Source organism: Serratia sp. TSA_198.1 (assembly GCF_052686505.1).
Window position 1 is genome coordinate 222,019 of record NZ_JBQZFP010000006.1, and the last position, 25,922, is coordinate 247,940.

The window sequence follows — 25,922 nt, forward strand, 5'->3', positions numbered from 1 at the left end:
CCTACTGTCCTGGTTGTTCCAGAGCTTTTAAATACTCATAAATGGCAACCTGAGCGCGCACTTTACGGCGGTTGCCGCGCGGTACGTACTGGTTGCTCAGTTCTTTATCGAGGTAGCGTGCCTTGACCGTGTCGCTGAACAGGATTTCCAGAATATCCAGAACCCGTTGTTTCAGCGTTGGATCCAACAGCGAGACCGCCACTTCTATACGGTAATCTATGTTACGGGTCATCCAGTCCGCAGAGGACAGATAGACCAGTTTGTCACCTTTGTTGTCGAAAACGTAAACCCGATCGTGTTCCAGATAGCGGTCGACGATGCTGATTATCTGAATATTGTCACTGATCCCCGGCAGGTTGGGAATCAAAGAACACATACCCCGGACCAACAGGCGGATTTTTACGCCGGCGCCGGAGGCGGTATATAACCGATCTACCAGCCCTTTATCCACCAGATTGTTGATTTTCAGCATAATGCCGGCCGAGTGTCCGGCCTGGGCGTTGGCGATTTCCTGATCGATCAATTCGTACAGCTTCAGGCGCGAGTTCTGCGGCGACACCATCAGATTGTCGAAGGTAACCGGCCGGTACGGGTTCTCGATAAAGTTGAACACCCGACGCACTTCATTGGTGATGCGCGAGTCGGCGGTCAGCAGTGAATAGTCGGTGTAAATACGCGCGGTTTTCTCGTTAAAGTTACCGGTACCGATATGAGCATAGCGCACAATATCGTCGCCTTCACGGCGCGAGATCAGGAACAGTTTGGCGTGAATTTTCAGCCCTGGCGCAGAGAAGATAACGTGCACGCCAGCTTCGGTCAGGCGTTTGGCCCAGTGAATATTGGCCTCTTCATCAAAGCGCGCCTGCAGTTCCACCACCACCGTGACCTTTTTGCCGTTGTGCGCGGCGTGGATCATCGACTCGATAATGCGCGAGTCTTTCGCCACGCGGTAAATATTGATTTTGATCGCCAGCACGCTCGGGTCGAACGACGCCTGGCGCACCAGCTCCAGCACGTGCTCGAAGGTATGGTATGGGTAGTAGAGCAGCACGTCCTGTTCGCGGATGGCGTCAAAGCCGTTGCGGAATTTATCGAACCAGATGTGGCGCAGGCGCGGCAGCGGTTTATTGACCAGGTTGGCCTTACCGACGTTCGGGAAGCTGATAAAGTCTTTAAAGTTATGGTAGCGGCCGCCGGCGATCACCGAATCATAGTTGGAGATGCCGAGCTTGCCGCGCAGCAGTTCCACCATTTCGTTCGGCATGTCGCGCTGATAAACGAAACGTACCGGTTCGGCGGTGAGGCGTTGTTTCAGGCTGGAGGACATCAGTTCCAGCAGGCTGGATTCCATTTCGGTCACCAGGTCATATTCGGCGTCGCGCGTCATTTTCATCGAATAGGCGTTGAGCGCATCGTAATCGAAGAAGCCCTTGAAGATATCGTCCAGGCAGTAACGCAGAATGTTGTCCAGCAGGATCATCGGTTTGCGGCGGCGTGGCGCTTCCGGCGGCAGGTTGACGAAGCGCGGTACCTTATCGGACGGGATCTCCAGCAGCGCGTATTCGATGCGCGTGCCGCGGATAATCTCTACCGCCAGATAGGTGTAATCGTCTTTCAGGAACTGCACCAGATTGGTGTCGTGGTTGATCAGGATCGGGGTGATGTGTTGGCGCAGATGCTGCTTGAAGTATTGGCGCAGCCAGGACTGCTGGTTCTCCGACACCTGACGTTCGTTGATCAAGAAGATCTGGTTGCGTGCCATTTCCAGCAGCAGATCGTTATACAGGCTGTCGAATTCCTGATCGGTTTTTAATACCTTGGCCTGGATCTTCTTCAGCAAATGACGTGAAGCGCCGCCGGATCCTTGCTCTTCGCTGATCAGGATGCGTCGTTTGAGATCGGCAAAGCGGACCTTATAGAACTCGTCGAGGTTATTGGAGTAAATGCCCAGAAAACGCATGCGCTCAATCAGGGGATTGCTCTTATCTGCGGCTTCCTGCAACACGCGTTCATTAAAGGATAACCAGCTTAATTCTTTTTCGATGTAGAGCTTTTCCTGACCCATTGCCACTCCAGTTCAATTTTAGAAAAGGACCCGGGGCGCCCCCCCAAAGCCCGTACTCTGCGTTGTCGGGCTTGAACGTAGCCCGGCTATGTCCTGCCCCCTCAACCTTGATGATGGGCTTTTGAGTCCGCAGCGGCACCGGGACACAGCCTATTGTCCTTCATCATTATTGCGAGAGATTGACAGGAAAGTCCAACATATCCATTGCGTTGGCACGGGGCATTTTGCGGTATAAAAAATATTTTTGCGGCGGTGAAGCCGCTGGTCAATATTGTCCGATATAAAATCTCGAATATTAATCCTTATTCTTTGCTATATGACCGGTTTTGCCATCATTTTTCAGAAATATACTTGTCATACAGTGGGTTTTGTTAGTGGAATAATCCAATTAATAGGTGGGTAACTTTGTCATGCAAACGTCACAAAACTGACATAAGATGCCCGGTTATTCTATGGCGCAAGCCTGATTACATCAGCGACAGCGAGAGACATGGCACAGACTACGGTAAACCAACATCCCCGGGATCGCCTGCGCGCGCGCATCGACCGGAGCGTGCAGGCGGCGGTGACCGTCAGCGGGCTGCTGGTGCTGATGACGCTCATGCTGATCTTCGTTTACCTGCTGTTTGCGGTGCTGCCGCTGTTCAAACCGGCGGCGATGGGCAAGGCGCAGCCGCTGGCGATCGCAGCTTCTGCACCGGCGCTGGCGTTGGGCATGGATGTGCAGCAACGCATCGGTTATCGCATTGATGCGCAGGGCGCGGGCCAGTTTTACCGTTTGACGCCGCAAGAGGGCGCGAAGGCCGGCGAACTGCTGGCGCAGCAACCGCTGCTGGCCAAGCCGGTGTTGCTCGCCCAGGCTGCGGGCGAACGCGACCTGTTTGCTTTGGCGCAGGCCGATGGCCGGTTTATTGTCGCCAGCGCGGATTTTGCCGCGACGGGATCGGCGGTGCCGCAGTGGGCGTTTCCACTCGGGCAACGCCCACAGGCGCTGGATCAACGGGGCCGGCCGCTGACGCTGCTGACGCTGGCCGAGGCGCGGCGCGGCCAGTACTTGCTGGCCGGCGTCACCGACGATAACCGGTTGGTGTTTGGCCGTTTCGGTAACGAGCATCCGCCGCAGTTGAGCGCAAGCGCGCTGGACCGTGCGCCGCAGCAGATCGTACTGACCCCTGACGGGCGCCAGCTGTACCTTTTGACGGGTAATCGCCTGGCGCGTTACCAGATTAACGACACGCAGCTGCAACTGAAAGAAACCCGTACCCTCGGGGAACATTCTCCTTATCAGCTGACGGCGTTGCCCGGCGGCAGTGCGCTGTTGATCGCAGCGGCCGACGGCAGCGTGCGCGAATGGTTCGACGTGGAAAAGAACCAGCGCTGGCAACTGACGCCGGTACAGCATTTCGAACACAGTGCCGAACCGCAAGATTTGCTGGTGGCCGAGCCTTATCGCCGGGTATTCGCTACCCTGCGGCCCGATGGCGGTTTCTCGCTGTTCTCGAGCATTCAGCCGCAGCCGTTGCTCAACGGCAGGCTGAGCAGCGGCGTTCAGCAGATGGCGTTCGCCCCGAGCGGCGACGGTCTGCTGCTGGAAACGGCGCAGGGCTGGCAGCACTATGCGATTGATAACCCTTACCCTGACGTGACCTGGCGTTCGCTGTGGCACAAGGTGTGGTATGAGAATTACCCTGAGCCGGCCTACGTGTGGCAATCGACCTCCGGTGAGGACAGCTATCAGGCCAAATTCAGCCTGATACCGGTGATTTTTGGCACCTTCAAGGCGGCGGGTTACGCGATGCTGTTCGCTATTCCGCTGGCGCTGGCGGGGGCGATTTACACCGCTTATTTCATGTCGCCCGGGCTGCGGCGGGTGATCAAACCGGCTATCGAGGTGATGGGTGCGTTGCCGACGGTGGTTATCGGGCTGGTGGCCGGCATCTGGCTGGCGCCGGTGATTGAACATTATTTGCTGGCGGTGCTGACGCTGCCGGTGCTGCTGGCGGTAGCGGTGTTGGCCTGTGGCGCAGTGGTGAACCGGTTTGCGCCGCGGCGGTTACCGCCAGGTTTCGATCTGCTGATCCTGCTGCCTTTGATATTGCTGACCGTCTGGCTGACGTTCAGCATTGGGCCGTGGCTGGAAGTGAAACTGTTCGGCGAACCGCTGCATTTCTGGCTGGGCGATGATTATGACCAGCGCAACGCGCTGGTGGTCGGCGTGGCGATGGGATTTGCGCTGGTGCCGATTATTTTCTCGCTGGCGGAAGACGCCTTGTTCAGCGTGCCGGCCACGCTCAGCCAGGGCTCACTGGCGTTGGGGGCGACCCAGTGGCAAACCGTGATGCGCGTGGTGCTGCCTTCGGCCAGCGCCGGTATTTTCTCGGCGCTGATGATAGGGTTTGGCCGGGCGGTGGGCGAGACCATGATTGTGTTGATGGCCACCGGCAATACGCCGATTATCGACGGCAGCCTGTTCCAGGGCCTGCGTGCGCTGGCGGCCAATATCGCGATAGAAATGCCCGAGGCGGTAGCCGGCAGCAGCCATTACCGGGTGCTGTTCCTTACCGCGCTGGTGCTGTTTATTTTCACTTTCGTGTTCAATACGCTGGCGGAGGCGGTTCGTCTGCGTCTGCGTAAACGCTATACCCTGAATCAGGAGGCGCCATGAAGCACTGGGTGAAAAGCGGTTCGCCGTGGATTTGGCTGACCGCCGGTTCGGTGACCGTCAGCCTGCTGGCGTTGCTCGGTATCATGTTGCTGTTGGCCGGGCAGGGGATGCGCTATTTCTGGCCCAGCCCGGTTTACCAGTTTGAGTTGAATCAGAGCGCGGCCGGCCCGGTGATGATGATCGGCGAGCTGTACCAGCAGCAAAACATTCCCCGCCGCCAGTTGCAGGAGTCCGGCGTTACGCTGCCGCCGGGGAATGCGCAGAACTTCGAACGCTATCTGATCAAAGTCGGCAACCGCGAGAGCGAAGGGCAGGATTTCCGCACGCTGCTGGCCAGCGATATTCTGCGGCAGAGCACGCCGCGCGATCTGCTGGTGCTGGAGCGCAACAGCAACGGCACCGCTTATGGCTATTTGGCGGGGATGCTGGAAGACGGCCAGCCTTTGACCGGGCGCAATATCAACCAGGCGCTGCAGCAGCGTTTGCCGCAGATTGCCGCGCTTTCGCGGCAGGCGCATGACATTCAATTTCGCGATATGGCGCGCATCAACCAAAGGTTCGATGCGCTGCGCCTGCGCGAGAAAAGCCTGCAGCGCGATGACAAGCTCGACGCTCGTTCGCAGGCTTCCATCAGGGCTGAAAGGCTGGAGTTGCAACGCCGGTATCGGCAGTTGTCTGACCGGCTGGAAGGGCTGAACCGCGATCGCCAGCGCGATGCGCTGTTGCTGCGTGACATGCACGGGCAGGTTCATACCATTGCGCTCAGCCAGGTGCGCGATGCCTGGTATCCCAATGCAATGAACACCACCCAGAAGCTGGTGCACTGGGCCGAGCAGGTGAAGAAATTCCTCAGCGACAGCCCGCGTGAGGCCAATACCGAAGGTGGCGTGTTCCCGGCGATTTTCGGCACCGTGCTGATGGTGATCCTGATGTCGATAGTGGTGATGCCGTTTGGCGTGATCGCCGCCGTTTACCTGCACGAGTATGCCGGCAATAATTTGCTTACGCGGTTGATCCGCATTGCGGTGGTCAATCTGGCCGGCGTGCCGTCGATTGTTTATGGCGTGTTTGGCCTGGGGTTCTTCGTTTATATGATTGGCGGTACCCTCGATCAGCTGTTTTACCCGGAGTCGCTGCCCAACCCGACCTTCGGTACGCCTGGCGTGCTGTGGGCGGCGTTGACGCTGGCGCTCTTGACGCTGCCGGTGGTGATCGTCGCTACCGAGGAGGGGCTGTCGCGCATTCCCGCCACGCTGCGCCAGGGATCCTTGGCATTAGGCGCCAGCCGTGCGGAAACGCTGTGGCGTATCGTTCTGCCGATGGCCGCGCCGGCGATGATGACCGGCCTGATCCTGGCGGTGGCGCGTGCCGCCGGGGAAACGGCGCCGCTGATGCTGGTGGGCGTGGTGAAATCCGTGCCGGTGCTGCCGGTGGACGATATTTTCCCGTATCTGCATCTGGAGCGGAAGTTTATGCATCTGAGCTTCCAGATTTACGATATGGCCTTCCAGAGCCCGAGCGTGGAAGCCGCACGGCCGCTGGTGTTCGCCACGGCGTTTCTGCTGGTGACGATTGTGGTGGGGTTGAATCTGGCGGCGATGGGCATCCGCCATTCGCTGAGGGAGCGGTACAGAGCATGGTCGCAGTAACAATGACGTTATTTCTGGGGAGTGCGTAATGGGTTTGATGACGCCAGGCAGTTTGCCCCGGCTGGATGTCCAGCATCTTGATGATGAACATACCGCGCTGGCGGTGAACGGCCTCAACCTGTTTTATGGCGAGAAACAGGTACTGCACAATATTTCGCTGCGTATTCCAAAGCACCGCGTTACGGCGCTGATCGGCCCTTCCGGCTGCGGTAAATCGACGTTGCTGCGCTGTTTTAACCGCATGAACGATTTGGTGGATAACTGCCGGATCGAAGGTGAGCTGCAACTGAACGGGCAGGGCATTTCCGGTACGCAGATCGACGTGGCGGCGCTGCGGCGGCGGGTCGGTATGGTGTTCCAGCGCCCTAATCCGTTCCCGAAGTCGATTTATGAAAACGTGGTCTATGGCCTGCGGCTACAGGGCGTGCGCGACCGGCGGATCCTGGACGAGGCGGTGGAGCGTTCGCTGCGCGCCGCAGCGCTGTGGCATGAGGTCAAGGATCGGTTGCGCGAGAATGCGTTCCGCCTTTCCAGCGGCCAGCAGCAGAGGTTGGTGATTGCGCGGGCGATAGCCATTGAGCCGGAAGTATTGTTGCTCGATGAGCCGACCTCGGCGCTGGATCCGATCTCCACCCTGACCATCGAAGAGCTGATCTCCGCGCTGAAACAGCAGTACAGCGTGGTGCTGGTTACCCACAACATGCAACAGGCGGCGCGGGTGTCCGATTACACGGCGTTTATTCACCAGGGGCAACTTGTGGAATACAACGCGACCGACGATATCTTTACGTCACCGCGTCAGCGCCGCACCGAGGATTATATTACCGGGCGTTACGGTTAAGGATTGTTGGGCGCAGCATGCTGCGCCCCGTTCCACTGGAGCTCATTAGCTTCAATGCCCTTTAGTTCATTACCCCGCTCGTCCTCCCGCTCCTTCACGGGTATCCCCTGAATTTTTCGCTATTTTTCGCACTTTGAATAAAAACAATTCTCATTCGTATAGACGAAAAGGGATAAATGTTTATAATTCGCTAATCCGTGTAAATTATCGTAAATGGATGTTTTTAAATGTGTGCATGGAAGCTATGGATCTGGGCTTTGGCGTTTATGGCCAGTGTCGGGCGTTTTCATTGCGTTCAGGCAGCGGAAATTGCCAGCCCGGTCGACCGCGACAGCATTACCCAACAGCAAAAAACGTTGCTGGAACAGGCGCAGCAGCAGCGTGAAGCACTGCAAAACAATGTCGCGTTGCCTGCATTGCCACTGCCTGTGGCGAGTGCGGGTGAGGAAACCTGCCACAATGTGCAACGCATTGTATTTCAGGGGGCGGAACACCTCTCCTGGTCGGTGAAAGAAAAACTGGCAAATCCCTACCAGGGCCGTTGCCTGACGTTGAACCACATCAATCGCTTGGTGCGAGAAACCACCAATGCCTATCTGCAACGCGGCTATATCACCTCGCAGGCCTTCCTGCAGGATCAGGATATTGCTGGCGGTACGTTAATCATCAGCGCCAATGAAGGACGGGTGGAATCCATTACGCTTGATGGAGAAAACACGCTGGCGTTACGTATGGCGTTCCCCGTCAGGGTCGATGAGGTATTGAACCTGCGGGATATTGAACAGGGGATGGAACAGCTCAATCGGTTGCCTTCGCAGCAAGTGAGCATCGATATCCAGCCTGGAGTGCATTCTGGTTATTCAAACGTGGTATTGCGGCGCAGTTCCGCGCGTTTGCCCGTTGCACTTTCTTTTGGTGCAGACAACAGCGGCCAGAAAAGTACGGGCACCGGGCAGATGAATGCCGGCATAACGTTGGATAATCCGTTGCGCCTTGCCGAACAGTGGTCATTTTCTGCGGCACGTAACAACGATTTCAGCCATAGCCATCGCAGCCGCAGCCTCAATGGCGGCGTGACCTTGCCCTACGGCTACTGGTTATTCAGCTATCAATATGCCTGGAATGATTTTTTCCAGAACGTGCCGTTCAATGGCGACGCTTACCGCTATAAGGGAAATAGTCAAACCCAGCGTTTGGGTGCCAACCGCACGCTGTTGCGAGACGGTACGCGCAAGTTTTCTGTCGATATAGGGCTGACGCGCAGGCGTACAGAGAACCAACTGGCGGGCGAACGCCTGGCTATCAGCAGCCCGACGCTCAGCGTATTTAACCTCGGCGGGAATTACAGCGCGGTCGCCGGGCGCGGCTATCTGACGCTGAACCCGACGGTAAGCCACGGCCTGCGTATGTTGGGTGCCACCACGGATGACCCGGAGCATACCAATGCGCCGCGCAGCGAGTTTCGCAAACTCAGCCTCAGCGCCAGCTACTTCTATCCTCTGACTCCCTCTTTGTACTACCTGACATCAGCCTACGGGCAAACTACGCCGGATAACCTGTACTCCAGCGAGCGCGTCTCCGTTGGCGGGCAGTATTCGGTTCGCGGCTTCAAGGAGCAATACCTGACCGGCAATCGCGGTGGGTACTGGCGTAACGAGCTCAACTGGCAATGGATGACGCAGCCGGGGCTGGGAGACCTCTCTTTGATTGGCGCGTTGGACACCGGCTGGGTGCAGGGGCGCGCCGGGCAAATCGACGGTGGAAACGTCAGTGGCGTGGCGCTGGGCGCTTTGCTGAATGGGCGATGGTTCAATCAGTCGTTCACCGTCGGTAAACCCCTGAAGCACCCTGCCAGCTTGCAACCGGATCATTGGGTGGCCTACTGGCAAGCCGCCTTCACGTTATAACGTCAGCACAGGGTAAGACGCCCGCAGATGTCTAAAACCAACATCATTTCAAAGGAGTGAATAATGGATAAGCTCAACCACCCGTTACCCCGGAGTATCAGCTATCTGCTGATTTATCTGACGGCGCTGCAGCCATTGCACCCCGCCTTTGCCGCGGGTATCAACGCCGCCAACGGCAACACTCAGGTGGTCATCAAACCGGGTAACGTACCGGTGGTGAATATCGCCACGCCGAACGGTGCGGGCATTTCTCATAACACCTATAAGGATTTCAACGTCGGGGCTCCTGGTGCTGTGCTGAACAATGCGACACAGGGCGGAAAAACGCAGCTAGGTGTCGATATTATCAACGGCAACCCTAACCTCAAGGGGAAACCGGCCGATTTGATCATCAACGAAGTCACCGGCGGCAGCCGCTCCGAACTGCAGGGCAAGCTCGAGGTGTTCGGCAATAAGGCCAACGTGATGATCGCCAACCCCAATGGCATCAGCTGCGACGGTTGTGGTTTTATCAACGCTCCTGGCGTCACCCTGACTACCGGTAAACCGCAGTTCGACAAGCAGGGCGCGCTGGAAGCGCTGGAGGTGAAAAAGGGGGCCGTCACCATCGGCGGCAAAGGGCTGGACGGCAACAGCGGCGACTACGTCGACATCATCAGCCGTGCTACCGAACTGAATGGCAAGATCAACGCCAATAATCTGTCGCTGACCCTGGGGGCTAACCGCGTCAGTTTTAAAGATGGCACGGTAAAACCGATTAAGGGCGACGGCGCCAAACCCCAACTGGCGGTAGATACCAAGGCGCTGGGTGGCATGTACGCCAACAAGATCCGCCTGGTGGCGAATGAGGACGGGGTTGGGGTGAATCTGAAAGATCTCACCAGCAAACAACGGGATGTCACGTTGAGCGTAAATGGCAAAATCTCGCTTAATGGTACAACGCACAGCAAAACAGACCTCAATGTTAGCGCTAAAGAGTTGCATGTCACGCCGGGAGCTATCGTGCAGGCCGACGGCAACGCCACGTTGGCGGCCACCAGACTGGTAAACGACGGGCAAACCAGCACCAGCGGCGATATGCGCATTTTCAGCGATCATGTCCGCAATGCGGGAGAACACGCCAAGCTTCACGCTAACAAAAATATGTGGATCCAGAAGGATGCGCAGGGCAATAAGGCGAATAGCGTTGAGAACCGCTCGGCGAAGATACTGACCAACAGCGGTGATTTGGTTATTCGTACCAATAAACTCGATAACGTGCGCCAACAGTTTGCCATTTCCTCGACCAACGCACCGAAAGACAACAAGGATATTGATCGTTGGCTGGCTGACGGTGTTTATCAGGACCAATTCGACTACCGATTCTTTGACTATCTGGCTGAGCTCGAAGACAAGAGTTTCACATGGCTGGGGCATATCGATTTCAAAAAAACACCCTGGGTTAACAGTGAGCGCGCGCGTTTTACCGTGGTAAGGGACAGCAAACCGGCTGAGATCATTTCAGGTAAGAGCGCCTATATCAATGTGTCGGAGCTTTGGAACCACGTCAGTACAATAAAGGCGAGCAAAGACCTGATTTTAACTGGCAATAATCTGAGCGTCCGTAGTGAAACCCTTGGCAACCTGAATGATTACGCCTTGTTCGAACAGAAAACACCCAATCAGAACGTCGTACTGGGACATAAATGGCAGGATGCGAAAACGACGACGCCGGAATACATCCTCTACGTCAGGAAAGGCACGCAGAAAAGTTGGGTGGCGGAAGGGTACTCTGTATCCCTGTTGCAGGCCGGTGGCAACCTGGTGGCGGATTTCAAAAACCGGATAGACATCCAAACGCCAACGCCCAACGAAAATCAGCTCAATGACGTCAAAACGACCGGCCGCCCCGAAACCGTCAAAGGGCAGAATGTACTCCTGCATGCGGCCAACATCGTCAGCACCGACGCCATTAACGCCAGCGGCAATCTCACAGCCATTGCCGAAGACCGCATCGTGCTGGGGCAGGGCATTCTGTCCGCAGGTAAAGCGCTGGATTTGAGTGCCGGCAACACCATAGATGCCTGGCAAAGCGAACTGAAAGGGCAGGACGTCACGCTGACCGCCCGCACCGGTGAAATCAAGATCCACACCAGTGAAAAGCCCAACTATTACCACCCGGACGGCGTTCGCTGGCTGGGCAGCCTACAGGCATCACGTGACCTGACGTTGACGGCGGGCAGTACCATTACCCTACTCAATACGTTACTGGCGTCACAGAGCCGCAATATCAGCATGACGGCCCCTGGCAGCATCTCCATCATTAAGAATGACGCCATTCTGACGCGCAATCGTCCCGGCGAAGACCTGCCGGCGGACAAGCGACTGCAATACTTCAACGGCCTGCTTCAGGTCGGTGCGATGAAGGCCACCGGTTCGGTCTCGCTCAACAGTGGCGGCTATCTGGCGTTGCGCGGTGCCAACATCCATGCCGGCAAGGACGTGACGCTGCTGGCCGGGCACAATGCCGACCTCAACTACCGCGCGCTGGACGGCAATTATGGCCATCCCTTTGTTTCCTCTCGCACCCCGGAGCTGGGCAGCCGGATACACGCCGGTGGCAACCTGCTCATTAACACGGCCCGTGACCTGGGCACTCAGGGTGGCTCGTTGTCCGCCAACGGCAACATCACGTTGTTGGCCGGGCAAAACCTGTGGCTGTCCAACGTGGCCTATTCCGCCATCGATGCTGCCAACGACAACAACAAGGATGATCGTCATGCGGTAACGACCATCAATGCTGGAAAAAGCCTGACGGCGGCGGCCAACAACCAGTTGCTGACCTACGGCACCAAACTCACCTCCGGCGGCAATATGACCCTGACGTCTGGTGCCGACATGCGCTTTGAGGCGGTGCAAAACCATACTTATCGCGAAGGTGGTAACGAATTCACTGAAACACGAACCCAGCAGGGTACTGAACTGAATGCCGGTGGCCTGATGACGGTGATTTCCGGTGGCAGCATTTTATTCCAGGCCACCAAACTGGTGGTTAAGGGGTTGGGTGCCAACTGGAGGCCGCCGGTCGCGGTGACTGACTGGGGCCAGCGCATTGCGGTAGCCGAGCAGCAGATTCAGAATGCGCAACTGCAGATTAACCAGGCACAGCAGGAAAAAACAAATGCTGAACACGTTGTGACGCAACGCCTTTCGTCCGTTCAGCAAGCAGAAGCCGCCGTCAGGGATGCTGAGGAAAGACGGGACGAGTTTATGAGTAATAATCCACCTCACGAATATGGCAGCGGCTGGTCAGCTGAAGTAGGGAGTTGGGATAAGTTTGTAGCGCAACGTGAAGCAGAACTTGGTGCTGCCAGAAATAGTCTGGCTGCTGCTCGAAATGACGTTGCACAGGCTGAGCAGCGAATTAATCAAGGCAACAACACAAAAAACGAGGCGCAATCACGCCTGACAACCGCTCGCAATGAGGCGCAAAGCAAGGGGGCTGATGAAACCAAACAAAAAGCCCAGGTCGACGCCCACAACCAGGCCGAAGCCATGCGCGCCGGCAATATGGACATAGCGGCCAAGGGCGGTTATCTCTACGCCCAGGCAATGGAAGAGTCCAGCCATTACGAGAAAAAGGAAACCAAGCGTAAATGGTGGGGCAAGAAAACCGAAGTTAAGCAGACTCGCCATGATGTAGCCAATAAGGTCACCGAGTTTACTGCCGCCGGCAACATCAACCTAATGAGCCGCGACGACAGCACCTATGAAGCCAGCAAAATCGCCGCCGGGCAGAATGCTCGATTAACCAGCATATATGGGCAGGTCAACTTCCGTGCCGTAAAAAATACCTCCTTCGAGCAAACGATCAGCAACTCGAAAGGTTTCTTCATCAAGCAATCCAATAAAGGCTATGAAGACAACAAGTGGGTGCTGCCGAGCATTCATACTGGCGGTACGCTGACCGTCGATGCGGCAAAAGGGGTTAGCGCCGACGTTAAAGTGAAAAACGGCCAGGCGCTGCAAAGCGCGATAGATGCGCTGGGTAATACGCCGGGCACCACCTGGGTAAAAGACCTCAACAAACGCAACGACGTGCAGTGGAACACCGTCAAGGACGCCTACGACAGCTGGGACTACAAGAGCCAACATCTGAACCCGGCGGTGGCGGCGGTGATTGCCATTGCGGCGGCGGCAGTGACCGCCGGCAGTTCGCTCACGGCGTTAGCTGCCAGCAATGTTGCCGGGGCCATTGGTGGCGGTGCAGTGACCAGTGGTGCGGTGACGGCCGGGATGTCGTCGCTTGCCTCTCAAGCGGCAGTGGCATTGGTGGAAAATCAGGGCAACCTATCGAAAACCCTGAAAGTGCTGGGCAGTAACGAAAGCGTCAAGGCGACCGCGACCGCCATGGCGATTGGCGGGGCGCTCAACGGCTTTGACAGTGCGATGGGTTGGAGCAAGGACGCGGCGGGCAAACCGCTCAACCCGAACAACGTCAAGTTGCCGCAACTGAGCAATGGCGACTGGAGCAAGGTGGCGCAGCGGGTGGCGGGGCAGTCTGTTATCAGTTCCAGTTTTAACACCACCATCAACGGCGGCAGCTTTAAGGACAATCTGACCAATGCCCTGTTGGCCAATATCGGCAGCCAGATTAATGCCGAAGGGGCGAAGCTGATTGGCGATAACGGCGCAGTATTGGGCGTAGTCGGGAAATCTGTCAGCCATGCGGTGGTGGCGGGCGTTGCGGCGGAAATCGGACGCGGTGACGGTAAAGGTGCGGCGGCTGGGGCGCTGGCGGCGGAGCTGGCTGGCGTGATTATCAATGACAATCTGGTCAAGAATGAAGGCTGGCAGGAACAGCAGGCACAGATTAGTCGCGTGGCCGGTGCTTTTGCGGGAGCTTTAGCGACCGGTAAAGCTGGCGGAGCCAACAGTGGTGCTAATGCTGCTGAAATTGTTGAGCGCTTTAACCGTCAGCTTCATCAAGATGAATTGAAAGCGATTAAGGAACTTGCTAAGGGCGATAAGGAAAAAGAGGCTCGGTTGCTGGCAGCTTCATGTCGTAAGGTGAGCTGCACCAATCAGGAGGCGTTAAATTCCGAAGAGCGTCAGCAATTTGAAGCGCTGATGAAGAAGTACCCTTTCACGAGGGAAGAAGATGGAGTTATCGCCAACTATTGGGTGCAAAAGGAGCGACAGCGCTACGGTAATTACCCTGCTTATCAGGGTTATGACATGGAAAAACTATTTACCTATAATCAAGGCGATCAAATATCTGATAGCCAACTCTTTGCACGAAACCAGTGGGTAGAAAACCTAGGGAAAATGACCGGCTGGTCAAAAGAGTCCGTAGAGGCGTTAGGTTTATCGGTTTCAATAGCTAGCACTTTTGCTGGTATGGGTAAAGCCAGTATTGGTAATCAGTATCTTTCGGTCAAGCTTGTTGCACCGACAGCGGGTTGGAAAAATTACCTGATTAACGAAAAAACAGCTCAACAAGCTGCGTTATACAGAAAACAGGTGATCGAACTAAGGTCAGGTCTACCTGCCAAGACTAGAACTAGTGGAAATGTTGCTATCGCAGATATCAACATTCCAGGCATGCCGAAAACACTAGCGGGGCACAACCTCATTGAGGTTGAGAGTAAAGGGTTCGTTGGTGCCGGTAGGCAAAACTTTAAATATGAGGAGTTGTTAACTGCGGACCATAGGTCAGTATTAAGGAATATAGATTCTGAGTACAAAATACTTGACAATTTGGCTGACCGTTTGGGTAATGACTTATCAGCGAAAGGGACTGTAACTATATTTACAGAGAAACCCGCCTGTGGAAGCTGTTTAGGGGCCGTAGAGCAGTTCCAAAGCAAATATCCTGGTGTTAAAGTGGAAGTATTAGATAATAATGACGTAAGACTCATTCCGGCAAAGAGGGGATAATATGGAAATAATGACCTATGATGAAATAAAAAACTCCTTTGGGGGGGCTTGCTACTCCTATTGTCAGAACAAAACTATGGTGGCAAGGAAGCATGGGATGGGGTGGGGAGAAAATGAATCCGAGCAAGCATTTGCTTATGAGGCATTAGAAAATTCTTTTTCATCGCCTGTTGAGGGCCTGATGCTTGAAGTGATTACGCTTATCATGATGGCGGGAAGAGGAACTCAACAAGCTGACAAGTATCATAGGGATATAATTGCAGATATTTTATCTAAAAACACTCTTGATGATATTATTCAGCATGTTGATGAAGATGAAAAGAAAGAGCTTCTATACGATATGTCGATACTCGGGGTAATATAGTAATAGCAAGGGATATAGCCATGAAACGGCTCTTAAGAGCCGTTTTTTGCTTGATGTTGTATTCCACATGACGGTAGTTATTTGGTACTGCGTGGCGCCAATGTCAATGCTGGAAAGGATATGACACATAATACCGACCTTACTATAGCGCGTTGATTCTGGGAAAAACCGAGGATAGTGTGAAGAAGCTGAGCCAGCAACTGGTGAAAGCTTCCTATGATCTATACAAAACAAAACTTTCAATACCCAACCGGTTGCCTAATTTACCAAAGGAGAAACGGCTGCGGGGGCTCATCTGTCGACTAAAACGGCGGATTATCTGCGGGATATTCAGAAGGCTAATACTGACCAACTGGTCAAGGTATTTGATCCTAACCAGGGGGGAGAGTAAGTTAAATGTGTTTGGGAAACAGTTTGAACAAGTACTTGGGGAAGGGGGAGGCAATAAAACGGGAACCACCAAGGTCTTTGCCACTGAGGGTATGTCTAAGCAGGATATATTCAATTATGCCCAATCTTTGACCGGTGGAGTTCCGCTTCAGGGAATTACCATAGCACCAGGTCGCTATTACGCTGTGTTGAGCAATGGAAGCACTGTAAACCTTAGAAGTGTGTCAAAAAGTAAGGATGAAACCAAGGCACGTTGGACTCTTGAGATTATAAAAATGAGCAATTTAACAGTCTGCAAGGGAAAGTGAAGAAACCTGTTGAGATCAAATTTAGGTGAATTATATGCGAATCGGAAAAGAAGAGTTTATAGAATATAAGGATACCTTAGAGGGGCATTCTTTAAGTACATTATGGTATGTGACTCCTCCAGAGAAGTATTCTGAAAAAAACTTCACCTTCGATCAAAGGAAAGAGTTTTTTCTTCTGCTTTTGCGAATGCTTCTGGAAGATGGAAAAATCAAACTCGCAGCACATGGCTCCTTTTTAGACGGTAGTTTCGATGAGCAGATAACTCGATTTCGAGAGGCATTACCAGCTACTGAAGAAGATCTCATCCACGGGCTCTGGTTTACTTTCGAAGAATGTCCAGGTGGCATAGTCTGGATCCATGATGATGGATATCAAGACTGGACTTGATTTGCTTTGTCATATTAACAACCCGTAAGGGCCATCAAGTACGCTATAAAAACCCGCTTTCGCGGGTTTTTCACTTTTACTTCACCAGCGGCTTATCGCCAGGCGTTTTGAACTTCGCCAGATACTGCGGCTGGAAGATGCACATGCGCAGCACGGTGCGGTATTCGCCGTTGACGAAGAATTCGTCAATCAGTTCGCCTTCCACTTCGAAGCCCAGTTTGCTGTAGATGTGGATCGCCTTCGGGTTTTCTTTGTCGACGATCAGGTACAGCTTGTACAGGTTCAGCACCGAGAAGCCGTAATCCATCGCCAGCTTGGCGGCGGTGCTGGCGTAGCCTTTGCCCTGATGGGCCGGATCTATGATGATCTGGAATTCTGCGCGGCGGTGGATGTGGTCGATCTCCACCAGCTCCACCAGCCCGACCTTGGCACCTTCGTGGGCGATGATAAAACGCCGTTCGCTCTGATCGTGGATGTGTTTGTCGTAGAGATCGGAAAGCTCGACAAAGGCTTCGTAAGGTTCTTCAAACCAATAGCGCATCACGCTGGCGTTGTTGTCCATCTGGTGGACGAACGCCAGATCATCCCGTTCCAATGGACGTAGCCTGACGCTGGTAGTGCTGGACATGTGTGTTCCTCTATGTCGTGAAATTGTGCAAAGTATAACGTCAGGGGCTTGATTGCGGCGAAAAAAAACGACGCCGTGAAAGGCGCCGTTTAGACGGTGTTCAGAGTACAGCGATCAGTCCGCTGCATGCCCCTGTTCCGGCAGGCGTTCGCCGTCCAGCCAGGCGGCGTTATCACGCATCGCCAGTCGGCCTTCGGCAAACCAGTTCACCACCAGCGGGTAAATGGTGTGTTCCTGGGTTTGCACCCGTTCAACCACCTCGTCTTCCTCGTCGCCGGGGAAAATCGGTACCTTGGCTTGCAGGATCACCGGGCCGCCGTCGAGCTGTTCGGTCACGAAGTGCACCGAGGTGCCGTGTTCGCTGTCACCGTTGTCGATGGCCTGGCGGTGGGTATGCAGCCCAGGGTATTTCGGCAGCAGGGAAGGGTGGATATTCAGCATGCGGCCTGCATAGCGCTGCACGAACTGCGGGCTGAGAATGCGCATATAGCCGGCCAGCACCACCAGATCCGGCTGGTACCGGTCGATGGCGTCCGCCAGCGCAGCGTCAAACGCCGCGCGGTCGGCAAAGGCCTTGGCATCCAGCGCATGGGCGGCAATGCCTGCCGCTTCTGCGCGTTGCAGGCCGTAAGCCTGCGCCTTGTTGCTGAACACCGCCACAATCTCGGCGGCAATCCGGCCCTGCTGGCAGGCGTCAATCAGTGCCTGGAGATTGCTCCCCTGGCCGGAGACCAACACCACGATCTTTTTCATCAGTTGATGACCACTTGTTGTTCGTCGGAAGATGCGGTCAGTTTACCGATCTTCCACGCTTTTTCACCGGCTGCGGTCAACAATGCGATGGCTTGTTCAACGGATTCTTCCGGCAGTGCGATTACCATGCCCACGCCACAGTTAAAGGTGCGGTACATTTCGTGGCGGCTGACGTTACCGGCCTGCTGCAGCCAGCTGAATACCGCCGGCCACTGCCAGCTTGATTCGTCGATCACTGCCTGCATGCCTTCCGGCAGCACGCGCGGGATATTTTCCCAGAAGCCGCCGCCGGTCAGGTGAGCGATGGCGTGCACGTCGATTTTCTCGATCAGTTCCAGTACCGATTTCACGTAAATCTTGGTCGGCTCCAGCAGGTGGTCAGCCAGCGGTTTACCTTCCAGATCGGTGGTGGTTGGATCGGTATTGCTGACTTCCAGGATTTTGCGCACCAGCGAGTAGCCATTGGAGTGCGGGCCGGAAGCGCCCAGCGCGATCAGTGCGTCACCGGACTGCACTTTGCTGCCGTCGATGATTTCGGATTTCTCGACCACGCCGACGCAAAAGCCGGCCACATCGTAATCTTCGCCGTGGTACATACCCGGCATTTCGGCGGTTTCACCGCCCACCAGCGCACAACCGGACTGCTTGCAGCCTTCGGCGATACCGGTGATGACGCTGGCCGCGGTGTCCACGTCCAGTTTGCCGGTGGCGAAGTAATCCAGGAAGAACAGCGGCTCAGCGCCCTGTACCACCAGGTCGTTCACACACATTGCGACCAGATCGATGCCGATGGTGTCGTGGCGTTTCAGGTCCATCGCCAGACGCAGCTTGGTGCCTACGCCGTCGGTACCGGAAACCAGGATCGGCTCGCGGTATTTCTGCGGCAACGCACACAGGGCGCCAAAACCGCCCAGACCACCCATCACTTCCGGGCGGCGGGTCTGTTTAACTACACCTTTGATGCGGTCTACCAATGCATTGCCAGCATCGATATCGACACCTGCGTCTTTATAGCTGAGAGAGGTTTTGTCGGTCACTGCGCGATCCCCACGACGGTTTGCGGTTTGAATACGGTGCATCCGGCGTTGATACCGGAATAAGGCGCGGCAATTCTAACAGCGCAGGCAAACGTTTGCGAGTGGCTTGTGAACCAGCTCCGTTTTTTCGTCATCTATACTGTTATTCGAACTTTAGTTGATCCCGATCGGGCTATTGTGGGTGGCGCGGCCGGTAAAAGGAGTTATAATCCCGCGATTTTTTTGGCCGTCAACCACCTTAATAGGAGAAAAATGATGAAGATCGTTGAGGTGAAACACCCGCTGGTGAAACACAAGCTTGGTCTGATGCGTGAACATGACATCAGCACCAAACGCTTCCGTGAGCTGGCCTCTGAAGTGGGTAGTTTGCTGACCTATGAAGCGACCGCCGATCTGGAGACGGAAAAAGTCACCATCGAAGGCTGGTGTGGGCCGGTTGAAATAGACCAGATTAAAGGGAAAAAAATTACCGTTGTGCCGATCCTGCGTGCAGGTCTGGGCATGATGGAAGGGGTGCTGGAGCACGTCCCGAGCGCGCGTATCAGCGTGGTTGGCGTTTACCGTGACGAAGAAACCCTGGAACCGGTGCCGTATTTCCAAAAGCTGGTGTCCAATATCGAAGAGCGTTTGGCGTTGGTTGTTGACCCTATGCTGGCTACCGGCGGTTCGATGATCGCCACTATCGATCTGCTGAAGAAAGCCGGCTGCAACAGCATCAAGGTGCTGGTGCTGGTTGCGGCACCGGAAGGGATCGCCGCGCTGGAGAAAGCGCATCCGGACGTCGAGCTGTACACCGCCTCCATCGACCAATGTCTGAACGAGAAAGGGTACATCGTGCCGGGCCTGGGTGATGCCGGCGACAAGATATTTGGTACCAAGTAAGACATTTAGCCGACTTAATGAGTCGGCTTTTTTATGCTCTTCGTCTTTCAAGCTACAGCGCAGGAGGCGACTATATTCGATTCGCCCCGAATGACATGCAGCGCTCCTGCCACAATCGGGGATGTCTGGCTGTAACCTGAAATCCGTTGAGCATCTGTAACGACTCTTACACAATGATAATGACCCAGAGGAAAGCACACATGACCCGTCGCGTCATTGGCGTCAGCGAACGCCCGCCGCTACTACAGACCATTCCGCTCAGCTTCCAGCATCTTTTCGCCATGTTCGGCGCTACCGTGCTGGTGCCCATCCTGTTCAAGATCAACCCGGCGACGGTGCTGCTGTTCAACGGCGTCGGCACGCTGCTGTATCTGTTTATCTGCAAGGGCAAGATCCCGGCCTATCTCGGTTCCAGTTTTGCGTTTATCTCACCGGTGCTGCTGCTGTTGCCGCTGGGTTATGAGGTGGCGCTGGGCGGTTTCATCATGTGCGGCGTGCTGTTTTGCCTGGTGGCGCTGATCGTCAAAAAAGCCGGTACCGGCTGGCTGGATGTGATATTCCCGCCGGCGGCGATGGGGGCGATTGTTGCCGTTATCGGCCTGGAGCTGGCGGGCGTGGCGGCCAATATGGCGGGCCTGCTGCCGGCCGACGGTGTCAGCGCAGACACCACTACCATCACTATTTCGCTGGTGACGCTGGGCGTGACCATCCTGGGTTCTGTGCTGTTCCGCGGTTTTCTGGCGATAATCCCGATCCTGATTGGCGTGCTGGTGGGGTATGGGCTGTCGTTCTTTATGGGCGTGGTGGATTTGACGCCAATCCGCGAGGCGCACTGGTTTGCGCTGCCGACCTTCTACACCCCGCGTTTTGAATGGTTCGCCATCTTCACCATTTTGCCGGCGGCGCTGGTGGTGATCGCCGAACATGTTGGCCACCTGGTCGTGACCGCAAATATCGTGAAGAAAGACCTGCTCCGCGATCCGGGCCTGCATCGCTCGATGTTTGCCAACGGCATCTCGACGGTCATCTCCGGTTTCTTCGGCTCAACGCCGAACACCACCTACGGCGAGAATATCGGCGTGATGGCGATCACCAAGGTTTACAGTACCTGGGTGATCGGCGGCGCGGCCATTCTGGCGATTCTGCTTTCCTGCGTCGGCAAGCTGGCGGCGGCCATTCAGGCGGTGCCCGTGCCGGTGATGGGCGGCGTTTCACTGCTGCTGTATGGGGTGATCGGGGCTTCCGGCATTCGTGTGCTGATTGAATCCAAAGTGGATTACAACAAGGCGCAGAACCTGATCCTGACTTCGGTGATCCTGATTATCGGCGTTAGCGGCGCCAAGGTGCATATCGGCGCGGCGGAGTTGAAGGGCATGGCGCTGGCGACTATCGTCGGTATCGGCCTCAGCCTGCTGTTCAAGGTCATCAGCCTGTACCGCAAGGAAGAAGAGGTGATCGACGCAGCGGATGAATTGGCACCACGGAAGTAAATAAAAACGGGCAGCCAAAGGGCTGCCCGTTTCGTTAATGCGTCATCCGTTAACTGCGGATTTTACGGTAAACGAACAGCACCACGATAGCGCCGATCACCGCCACCACGAAGCTGCCGAAATTGAAACCGTCAACTTTGCCATAACCAAAGAAGGTGCTGATATAGCCACCGACCACGGCGCCGACAATACCCAACACGATAGTCAGAATAAAACCGCCACCGTCTTTGCCTGGCATGATCCACTTGGCTAAAATACCGGCGATGAGGCCGAAGATAATCCAGGAAATAATACCCATTTACTGCTCCTTACTTTGCTTTTGAGACTCGATTTTTATTACTGCTGCTTGGCCGGCGGGGTGTTTTCTGTCCCTACAGCGTTGGCATCATTTTTTAATTCTTCCGCTTTGTTCTCAGCGCTGTTTTTAATGGCTTCGGTTTTCGCTTTGGCTTCTTCGGTCAGATCCTTGGCGCCACTGATGGCATCGTTTTTAATGGATTTAGCCTGCTCGACCAATTGTTGGCTTTGTTGGGTAGCGTCATTCTTGATGGCGTCGGCTTTGGCCTTGGCATCGTTGGTGATCGCTTCCGCCTGCTTGGACGCGTCGTCTTTAATGGCTGAAGCCTTGTCTTTAAGCTGGTCAGCCTGAGTGGACGCCTCTTTTTTGATGTCCTTGGCGGTAGCTTCTGCTTTATCGGTCAGATCGTCCGCTTTTTTCTGTGCGGCGTCTTTCATCTGCTCTGCGCTGTCTTTGGCTTTCTCAAGATTGGCGTCGACTTTGGATGAATCATCACAGCCGGCAACCAACAGCCCAATGATTGAGGCCAAAAGCACTTTATTCCATACTTTCATTGTCTATGTCCTTGTAGAAACCTTGTTTATGGTGACTGCATTTCGCCTTTCTATACTAGGATAATCCTTGGATAAAATACAAATTTCACCCGCAATGGCAATGCGTTGGTTGGCCGTCAGTGGGAGCCGTTGTTCACTATTGCGGCATAAAATCCTGCCGGTTCAACAGAGCCCGCTTTTTGTGGTAGACTTACCGCGTTTTCCTGCCAGTTTTGGTTGAGGTGCTTCCCTGAATACGCCGGCACAGCTGTCACTGCCACTTTATCTTCCCGATGATGAAACTTTTGCCAGTTTTTATCCGGGCGAGAACCCATCCCTATTGAGCGCGATCCAGTCCGCCGTTCGTCAGGAACATGGCAGTTATATCTATTTCTGGTCTCGCGAGGGCGGTGGGCGCAGTCACCTGTTGCATGCGGCCTGTGCGGAGCTTTCACAGCGCGGTGAAGCGGTGGGCTATGTCCCGCTGGATAAGCGCGCTTATTTCGTGCCTGAAGTGTTGGATGGCATGGAGCAGTTGGCTCTGGTGTGCATCGACAATATCGAATGCATCGCAGGCGACGAAGAGTGGGAAATGGCGATCTTCAATCTCTACAACCGCATTCTGGAAACCGGCCGCACGCGCCTGTTTATTACCGGCGATCGCCCGCCGCGTCAATTGAACCTCCATCTGCCTGACCTGGCTTCGCGCCTCGACTGGGGACAAATCTACAAGTTGCAACCGCTGTCGGATGAAGAGAAACTGCAGGCTTTGCAACTGCGCGGTAAACTGCGTGGGTTTGAACTGCCGGAAGACGTAGGCCGTTTCCTGTTGAAACGGTTGGATCGTGAGATGCGCACGTTGTTTACGACGCTGGATCAGCTCGATCGCGCCTCTATCACCGCTCAGCGCAAGCTGACTATCCCGTTCGTCAAAGAAATTCTGGGGCTGTAGATAATATTGAGCGCGATAAATATCGCGCTCAAGCGTGAATTTACAGAATCTCCAGCACCTGCTCCGGTGGCCGGCCGATACGCGCTTTACTGCCTTTGACCACGATAGGGCGTTCGATCAGCTTCGGATGCGCCACCATTGCCGCCAGCAATTGCGCTTCGCTCAGGGTTTCATCCGCCAGCTTCAGTTCTTTGTACAGATCTTCTTTTTTACGCATCAACTCGCGTGCGGAACTGAAACCCAGTTCCTTCAGCAGTTTCTTCAGCTCGTCTGCCGACGGCGGCGTTTCCAGATACAGCACCACTTCAGGCGTTACGCCATGCTGTTCCAGCAGCGCCAGGGTCTCGCGGCTCTTGGAACAGCGCGGGTTGTGGTAAATAGTGACGTTTTTCATTTAATTCATCCTTATGAAAATCAGCCGCGCTGGTACTGGCGGAAACGCTCTTGCAACTGGCGCAGCTGGTCGATGCGCGCATCATAACGCGCCTGTTTCAGGCTACCGAGTTTTTGCAGCGAACTGGCGTTGCTGAGCAGGCCGATCGCCTGATCGAGGCGGCCGGTTAGCGCCAGGCTTTCGGCGCGGGCGGACAGCTCTTCATCGCGCAGCCCCTGTGCGGCGCTGGCCTGGGCCAGCAGATCCCAGGCGTTGGGATCGTCCGGGTGGGCGAAGGTGTAGCGGTTAAGTATTTTTGACGCCTGCGCCGGCTGGTTGCCTTCCACGTAGGCGTTGGCCAGATTGAGCTGCAGCACCGGGTTGTTGCTCTGTGCGGCGTTGGCGGCCTGTAGCCGCGCAATGGCCTGCGGCGCGCGTTTCTGACCGAGATCGATGTCGGTCATCAGATCGAGCAGCCAGACGTTTTTCGGATCTTGCGTCAGCAGCGGCAGCAGGATGTTACGGGCGTCGTCGTATTTTTTCGCTTCATAGAACAGAATGGCGCGGCCGTATTTGGCGGCCATCTGCTCGCGTACGTTGCCTTTGCTGTAGGCGTCGAGCAGTTCTTCATTCAGGCTGTAGCCTTCCGTGCTGTACATGCCCAGCGAACGCACCTTGGCCATCAGGTAATCCTGCGTGGATTGCACCAGGTGCTTGGGCATTTGGTTGGCGCGGTTGCGCGCATCGGACAGGCGGCTGTCGGGCAAGGGGTGTGTCAGCAGCATTTCCGGCGGCTTGGAGGCATAGCGCGATTGGTCGGACAGTTTCTGCAAGAAGTTGGGCATCGCTTCCGGATCGAACCCGGCGCGTTGCAGCACCTGAATGCCGATGCGGTCGGCTTCCTGTTCATTCGATTGGGTAAAGCTGATCATGCCCTGCTGGGTGCCGGCCAGCGTGCCGCTCAGCGCCGCCATGCCCATGGTCGGGTTGGCCATCGCCAGCAGGATCGAACCGAGAGCGCCTACCCAGGTCAGCGGGGCATTGCGCTGCTGGTCTTCCATCGCCCGCGCCAGATGGCGCTGGGTAACGTGCGAGATTTCATGCGCCAGCACCGAGGCCAGTTGGCTTTCGTTGTCGGTTTCACGGAACAGGGCGGAGTGCAGCACCACATTGCCGCCAAAAAAGGCGAAGGCGTTGATTTCGTCGTTGCGCACCAGATAGAAATGGAACGGCGTACGCACCGAATAGGCGCTCGCCACCAGCCGGTTGCCCAACTGGTTGATGTATTGGGTTAGCAGCGGATCGTTGATCAGGGGCGCGCTGGCGCGTAACTGGCGCACATAGAAATCCCCCATCGCCAGCTCCTGGCCGATGCTCAGGGTGCCGCCCGCAGAGGTGCCCATGTCCGGCAGTTGATCCTGGGTTTCCGCCTTGGCCGGCGCCATCGCCGTGGCGTTGATCGCGCCGAGCAACAGTACTGCAATCGCTGTTTTGGTCAACCGGGTGGTCATAGTCAGGCCTTTCCCTTAAATAGTCATCTCTAAGACGTCAGCATCACATAAGAGTTCTTCTTCCGTGCCGGGCTCGCCAAAACAATCAGCGCGAAAGTGCGGTGGCTCACAAAACGGCACGCTGCAGCGCCGTTTAAACAGATCACATCATAGTCAGCCGCAGGCGACAATGAAACTTCCGTCAGGGAATAACCGGGCAAAAAAGTTTTATTTTTCATTTCTGAACCCCCGCTTTTATCTCGTTCTGCCCGCCGCTCCCTTTTCGATTAATCCAGGCTGCACGATAAAACGAGGATTAAGTTTGTCCGTGTTTTATTGACAAGACAAACGGAGACTAATATAGTCTGTGTTATTGAAGGCCACATCATACTGAAGACTCAAAAATGGCGTACATCACAACCAGCGTTGAATATGGTATCCACTGTTTGCTCTGGCTGGTCGGCGATAATCAGCGCGCCCTCAGCAGCCGTGAGCTGGCAGAATTGCAGGGGGTTTCTCCCAGCTTCCTCGCCAAAATTTTTCCCAAGCTCGAAAAGGCGGGGATAGTTGCGGCCAGCGAAGGGGTGCGCGGCGGCTACCGGTTGGCGCGCCCGGCGGATGAAATCAGTTTCCTGGAAATCATCGACGCCATTGAAGGGCACAAACCCTTGTTCGACTGCCAGGAAGTGCGTGGCCGTTGCGCCGTATTCGACAATTCTCCGCCCGACTGGGCTGTTTCCGGCAAATGCGCGATCCACGCGGTGATGCTGCAGGCGGAAAAAGCCATGCGCGACGCTCTGGCGGCGCAGACTCTGGGCGCCGTTGCCACGCGTTTTGGCCGCAAGGCACCGCAAGGCTTCTTCAGCGAGGTGAATATCTGGATCGATGAACGCATGAGCGGGCGCACCACCCGCAGCGGCAAACCGGCGCGTACCAAGCCCTAACGTCGCCGCAGTGCTTCCCTGAAAAGACTCTTTTTTCCCGCCTCTC

General features: G+C 55.4%; 21 protein-coding genes. 12 read left to right on the top strand and 9 right to left on the bottom strand.

Going from position 1 to position 25,922, the window contains the following annotated elements; translation table 11 throughout:
• Position 1: 1 nt before the first annotated feature.
• Complete coding sequence (gene ppk1, locus ACUTSW_RS21200) at positions 2–2,065, bottom strand: polyphosphate kinase 1 (protein WP_062868244.1); 2,064 nt, start codon at positions 2,063–2,065, stop codon at positions 2–4.
• 490 nt (positions 2,066–2,555) lie between these two features.
• Between ppk1 and ACUTSW_RS21205 the strand changes: the two genes are divergently transcribed.
• The 8 genes from ACUTSW_RS21205 to ACUTSW_RS21240 all read left to right on the top strand — a co-directional run bounded on the left by ACUTSW_RS21205 (position 2,556) and on the right by ACUTSW_RS21240 (position 16,496).
• Complete coding sequence (locus ACUTSW_RS21205; RefSeq protein ID WP_445585289.1) at positions 2,556–4,730, top strand: ABC transporter permease subunit; 2,175 nt, start codon at positions 2,556–2,558, stop codon at positions 4,728–4,730.
• Positions 4,727–6,379, top strand: a complete 1,653-nt coding sequence (pstA, locus tag ACUTSW_RS21210) for a phosphate ABC transporter permease PstA (RefSeq protein WP_166729164.1) — start codon at positions 4,727–4,729, stop codon at positions 6,377–6,379. The genes ACUTSW_RS21205 and pstA overlap by 4 nt, the downstream gene beginning before the upstream one ends.
• 28 nt (positions 6,380–6,407) lie before the next feature.
• The gene (gene pstB / locus ACUTSW_RS21215) at positions 6,408–7,220 is read left to right on the top strand and encodes a phosphate ABC transporter ATP-binding protein PstB (protein ID WP_006316912.1); all 813 of its coding nucleotides are present in this window, start codon (positions 6,408–6,410) and stop codon (positions 7,218–7,220) included.
• Between the two features lie 227 nt (positions 7,221–7,447).
• The gene (locus ACUTSW_RS21220) at positions 7,448–9,127 is read left to right on the top strand and encodes a ShlB/FhaC/HecB family hemolysin secretion/activation protein (protein WP_445585290.1); all 1,680 of its coding nucleotides are present in this window, start codon (positions 7,448–7,450) and stop codon (positions 9,125–9,127) included.
• 63 nt (positions 9,128–9,190) lie between these two features.
• Positions 9,191–15,046: a DUF637 domain-containing protein gene (locus ACUTSW_RS21225; RefSeq protein WP_445585291.1), complete on the top strand. Its 5,856-nt coding sequence runs from the start codon at positions 9,191–9,193 to the stop codon at positions 15,044–15,046.
• 1 nt (position 15,047) lies between these two features.
• Positions 15,048–15,410, top strand: a complete 363-nt coding sequence (imm2, locus tag ACUTSW_RS21230; RefSeq protein ID WP_445585292.1) for an Imm2 family immunity protein — start codon at positions 15,048–15,050, stop codon at positions 15,408–15,410.
• A 179-nt stretch (positions 15,411–15,589) separates the two neighbouring features.
• The gene (locus tag ACUTSW_RS21235) at positions 15,590–16,108 is read left to right on the top strand and encodes a hypothetical protein (protein WP_445585293.1); all 519 of its coding nucleotides are present in this window, start codon (positions 15,590–15,592) and stop codon (positions 16,106–16,108) included.
• A gap of 34 nt (positions 16,109–16,142) precedes the next feature.
• Positions 16,143–16,496 carry a DUF596 domain-containing protein gene (locus ACUTSW_RS21240; protein WP_445585294.1) on the top strand — a complete coding sequence of 118 codons (354 nt, stop codon included), beginning with the start codon at positions 16,143–16,145 and terminating at the stop codon, positions 16,494–16,496.
• Positions 16,497–16,572: 76 nt separating this feature from the next.
• Here ACUTSW_RS21240 and speG read toward each other — a convergent pair whose 3' ends face one another.
• From speG to purM, 3 genes are all read right to left on the bottom strand, one after another.
• A complete protein-coding gene (gene speG / locus ACUTSW_RS21245; protein WP_004951898.1) occupies positions 16,573–17,124 on the bottom strand; it encodes a spermidine N1-acetyltransferase in 552 nt (183 codons plus the stop codon).
• A gap of 114 nt (positions 17,125–17,238) precedes the next feature.
• Positions 17,239–17,877 (bottom strand): phosphoribosylglycinamide formyltransferase, encoded by a 639-nt coding sequence (purN, locus tag ACUTSW_RS21250; protein WP_006327217.1) that lies wholly within the window; start codon positions 17,875–17,877, stop codon positions 17,239–17,241.
• On the bottom strand, positions 17,877–18,914 hold the full coding sequence (gene purM, locus ACUTSW_RS21255; RefSeq protein WP_006316901.1) for a phosphoribosylformylglycinamidine cyclo-ligase: 1,038 nt from the start codon (positions 18,912–18,914) through the stop codon (positions 17,877–17,879). Before purM ends, purN begins: the two co-directional genes overlap by 1 nt.
• 255 nt (positions 18,915–19,169) lie before the next feature.
• Here purM and upp point away from each other — a divergent pair, with 255 nt between their 5' ends.
• Entirely contained in the window at positions 19,170–19,796 is a 627-nt protein-coding gene (gene upp, locus ACUTSW_RS21260; protein ID WP_006327216.1) for a uracil phosphoribosyltransferase, read from the top strand.
• 200 nt (positions 19,797–19,996) lie between these two features.
• Positions 19,997–21,286 (top strand): uracil permease, encoded by a 1,290-nt coding sequence (gene uraA, locus ACUTSW_RS21265; RefSeq protein ID WP_445585295.1) that lies wholly within the window; start codon positions 19,997–19,999, stop codon positions 21,284–21,286.
• Between the two features lie 49 nt (positions 21,287–21,335).
• Here uraA and ACUTSW_RS21270 read toward each other — a convergent pair whose 3' ends face one another.
• Positions 21,336–21,584, bottom strand: a complete 249-nt coding sequence (locus ACUTSW_RS21270) for a GlsB/YeaQ/YmgE family stress response membrane protein (RefSeq protein ID WP_004951888.1) — start codon at positions 21,582–21,584, stop codon at positions 21,336–21,338.
• A 38-nt stretch (positions 21,585–21,622) separates the two neighbouring features.
• A complete protein-coding gene (locus ACUTSW_RS21275; RefSeq protein WP_006327215.1) occupies positions 21,623–22,138 on the bottom strand; it encodes a hypothetical protein in 516 nt (171 codons plus the stop codon).
• Positions 22,139–22,367: 229 nt separating this feature from the next.
• Here ACUTSW_RS21275 and hda point away from each other — a divergent pair, with 229 nt between their 5' ends.
• Positions 22,368–23,069, top strand: coding sequence for a DnaA inactivator Hda (gene hda / locus ACUTSW_RS21280; protein WP_013814077.1), 702 nt, complete (start codon positions 22,368–22,370; stop codon positions 23,067–23,069).
• Between the two features lie 40 nt (positions 23,070–23,109).
• On the opposite strand, the gene arsC is transcribed toward hda, so the two are convergent.
• Genes arsC through ACUTSW_RS21295 form a run of 3 tightly spaced genes read right to left on the bottom strand, consistent with a single transcriptional unit; the run spans position 23,110 to position 25,171 of the window.
• A complete protein-coding gene (gene arsC, locus ACUTSW_RS21285) occupies positions 23,110–23,463 on the bottom strand; it encodes an arsenate reductase (glutaredoxin) (RefSeq protein WP_062868238.1) in 354 nt (117 codons plus the stop codon).
• Positions 23,464–23,483: 20 nt separating this feature from the next.
• Entirely contained in the window at positions 23,484–24,953 is a 1,470-nt protein-coding gene (locus tag ACUTSW_RS21290; protein WP_197930008.1) for a beta-barrel assembly-enhancing protease, read from the bottom strand.
• Positions 24,954–24,982: 29 nt separating this feature from the next.
• Positions 24,983–25,171 carry a hypothetical protein gene (locus ACUTSW_RS21295; protein WP_062868236.1) on the bottom strand — a complete coding sequence of 63 codons (189 nt, stop codon included), beginning with the start codon at positions 25,169–25,171 and terminating at the stop codon, positions 24,983–24,985.
• A gap of 165 nt (positions 25,172–25,336) precedes the next feature.
• On the opposite strand from ACUTSW_RS21295, the gene ACUTSW_RS21300 reads away from it, so the two are divergent.
• Positions 25,337–25,876: an RrF2 family transcriptional regulator gene (locus ACUTSW_RS21300; protein ID WP_311994462.1), complete on the top strand. Its 540-nt coding sequence runs from the start codon at positions 25,337–25,339 to the stop codon at positions 25,874–25,876.
• Positions 25,877–25,922: the final 46 nt, after the last annotated feature.

Bases quoted from the DNA above. Each gene is read 5' to 3' on its own strand.
- ppk1 (WP_062868244.1), bottom strand. From the start codon at position 2,065: ATGGGTCAGGAAAAGCTCTACATCGAAAAAGAATTAAGCTGGTTATCC.
- ACUTSW_RS21205 (WP_445585289.1), top strand. From the start codon at position 2,556: ATGGCACAGACTACGGTAAACCAACATCCCCGGGATCGCCTGCGCGCG.
- pstA (WP_166729164.1), top strand. From the start codon at position 4,727: ATGAAGCACTGGGTGAAAAGCGGTTCGCCGTGGATTTGGCTGACCGCC.
- pstB (WP_006316912.1), top strand. From the start codon at position 6,408: ATGGGTTTGATGACGCCAGGCAGTTTGCCCCGGCTGGATGTCCAGCAT.
- ACUTSW_RS21220 (WP_445585290.1), top strand. From the start codon at position 7,448: ATGTGTGCATGGAAGCTATGGATCTGGGCTTTGGCGTTTATGGCCAGT.
- ACUTSW_RS21225 (WP_445585291.1), top strand. From the start codon at position 9,191: ATGGATAAGCTCAACCACCCGTTACCCCGGAGTATCAGCTATCTGCTG.
- imm2 (WP_445585292.1), top strand. From the start codon at position 15,048: ATGGAAATAATGACCTATGATGAAATAAAAAACTCCTTTGGGGGGGCT.
- ACUTSW_RS21240 (WP_445585294.1), top strand. From the start codon at position 16,143: ATGCGAATCGGAAAAGAAGAGTTTATAGAATATAAGGATACCTTAGAG.
- speG (WP_004951898.1), bottom strand. From the start codon at position 17,124: ATGTCCAGCACTACCAGCGTCAGGCTACGTCCATTGGAACGGGATGAT.
- purN (WP_006327217.1), bottom strand. From the start codon at position 17,877: ATGAAAAAGATCGTGGTGTTGGTCTCCGGCCAGGGGAGCAATCTCCAG.
- upp (WP_006327216.1), top strand. From the start codon at position 19,170: ATGAAGATCGTTGAGGTGAAACACCCGCTGGTGAAACACAAGCTTGGT.
- uraA (WP_445585295.1), top strand. From the start codon at position 19,997: ATGACCCGTCGCGTCATTGGCGTCAGCGAACGCCCGCCGCTACTACAG.
- ACUTSW_RS21270 (WP_004951888.1), bottom strand. From the start codon at position 21,584: ATGGGTATTATTTCCTGGATTATCTTCGGCCTCATCGCCGGTATTTTA.
- ACUTSW_RS21275 (WP_006327215.1), bottom strand. From the start codon at position 22,138: ATGAAAGTATGGAATAAAGTGCTTTTGGCCTCAATCATTGGGCTGTTG.
- arsC (WP_062868238.1), bottom strand. From the start codon at position 23,463: ATGAAAAACGTCACTATTTACCACAACCCGCGCTGTTCCAAGAGCCGC.
- ACUTSW_RS21290 (WP_197930008.1), bottom strand. From the start codon at position 24,953: ATGACCACCCGGTTGACCAAAACAGCGATTGCAGTACTGTTGCTCGGC.
- ACUTSW_RS21295 (WP_062868236.1), bottom strand. From the start codon at position 25,171: ATGAAAAATAAAACTTTTTTGCCCGGTTATTCCCTGACGGAAGTTTCA.
- ACUTSW_RS21300 (WP_311994462.1), top strand. From the start codon at position 25,337: ATGGCGTACATCACAACCAGCGTTGAATATGGTATCCACTGTTTGCTC.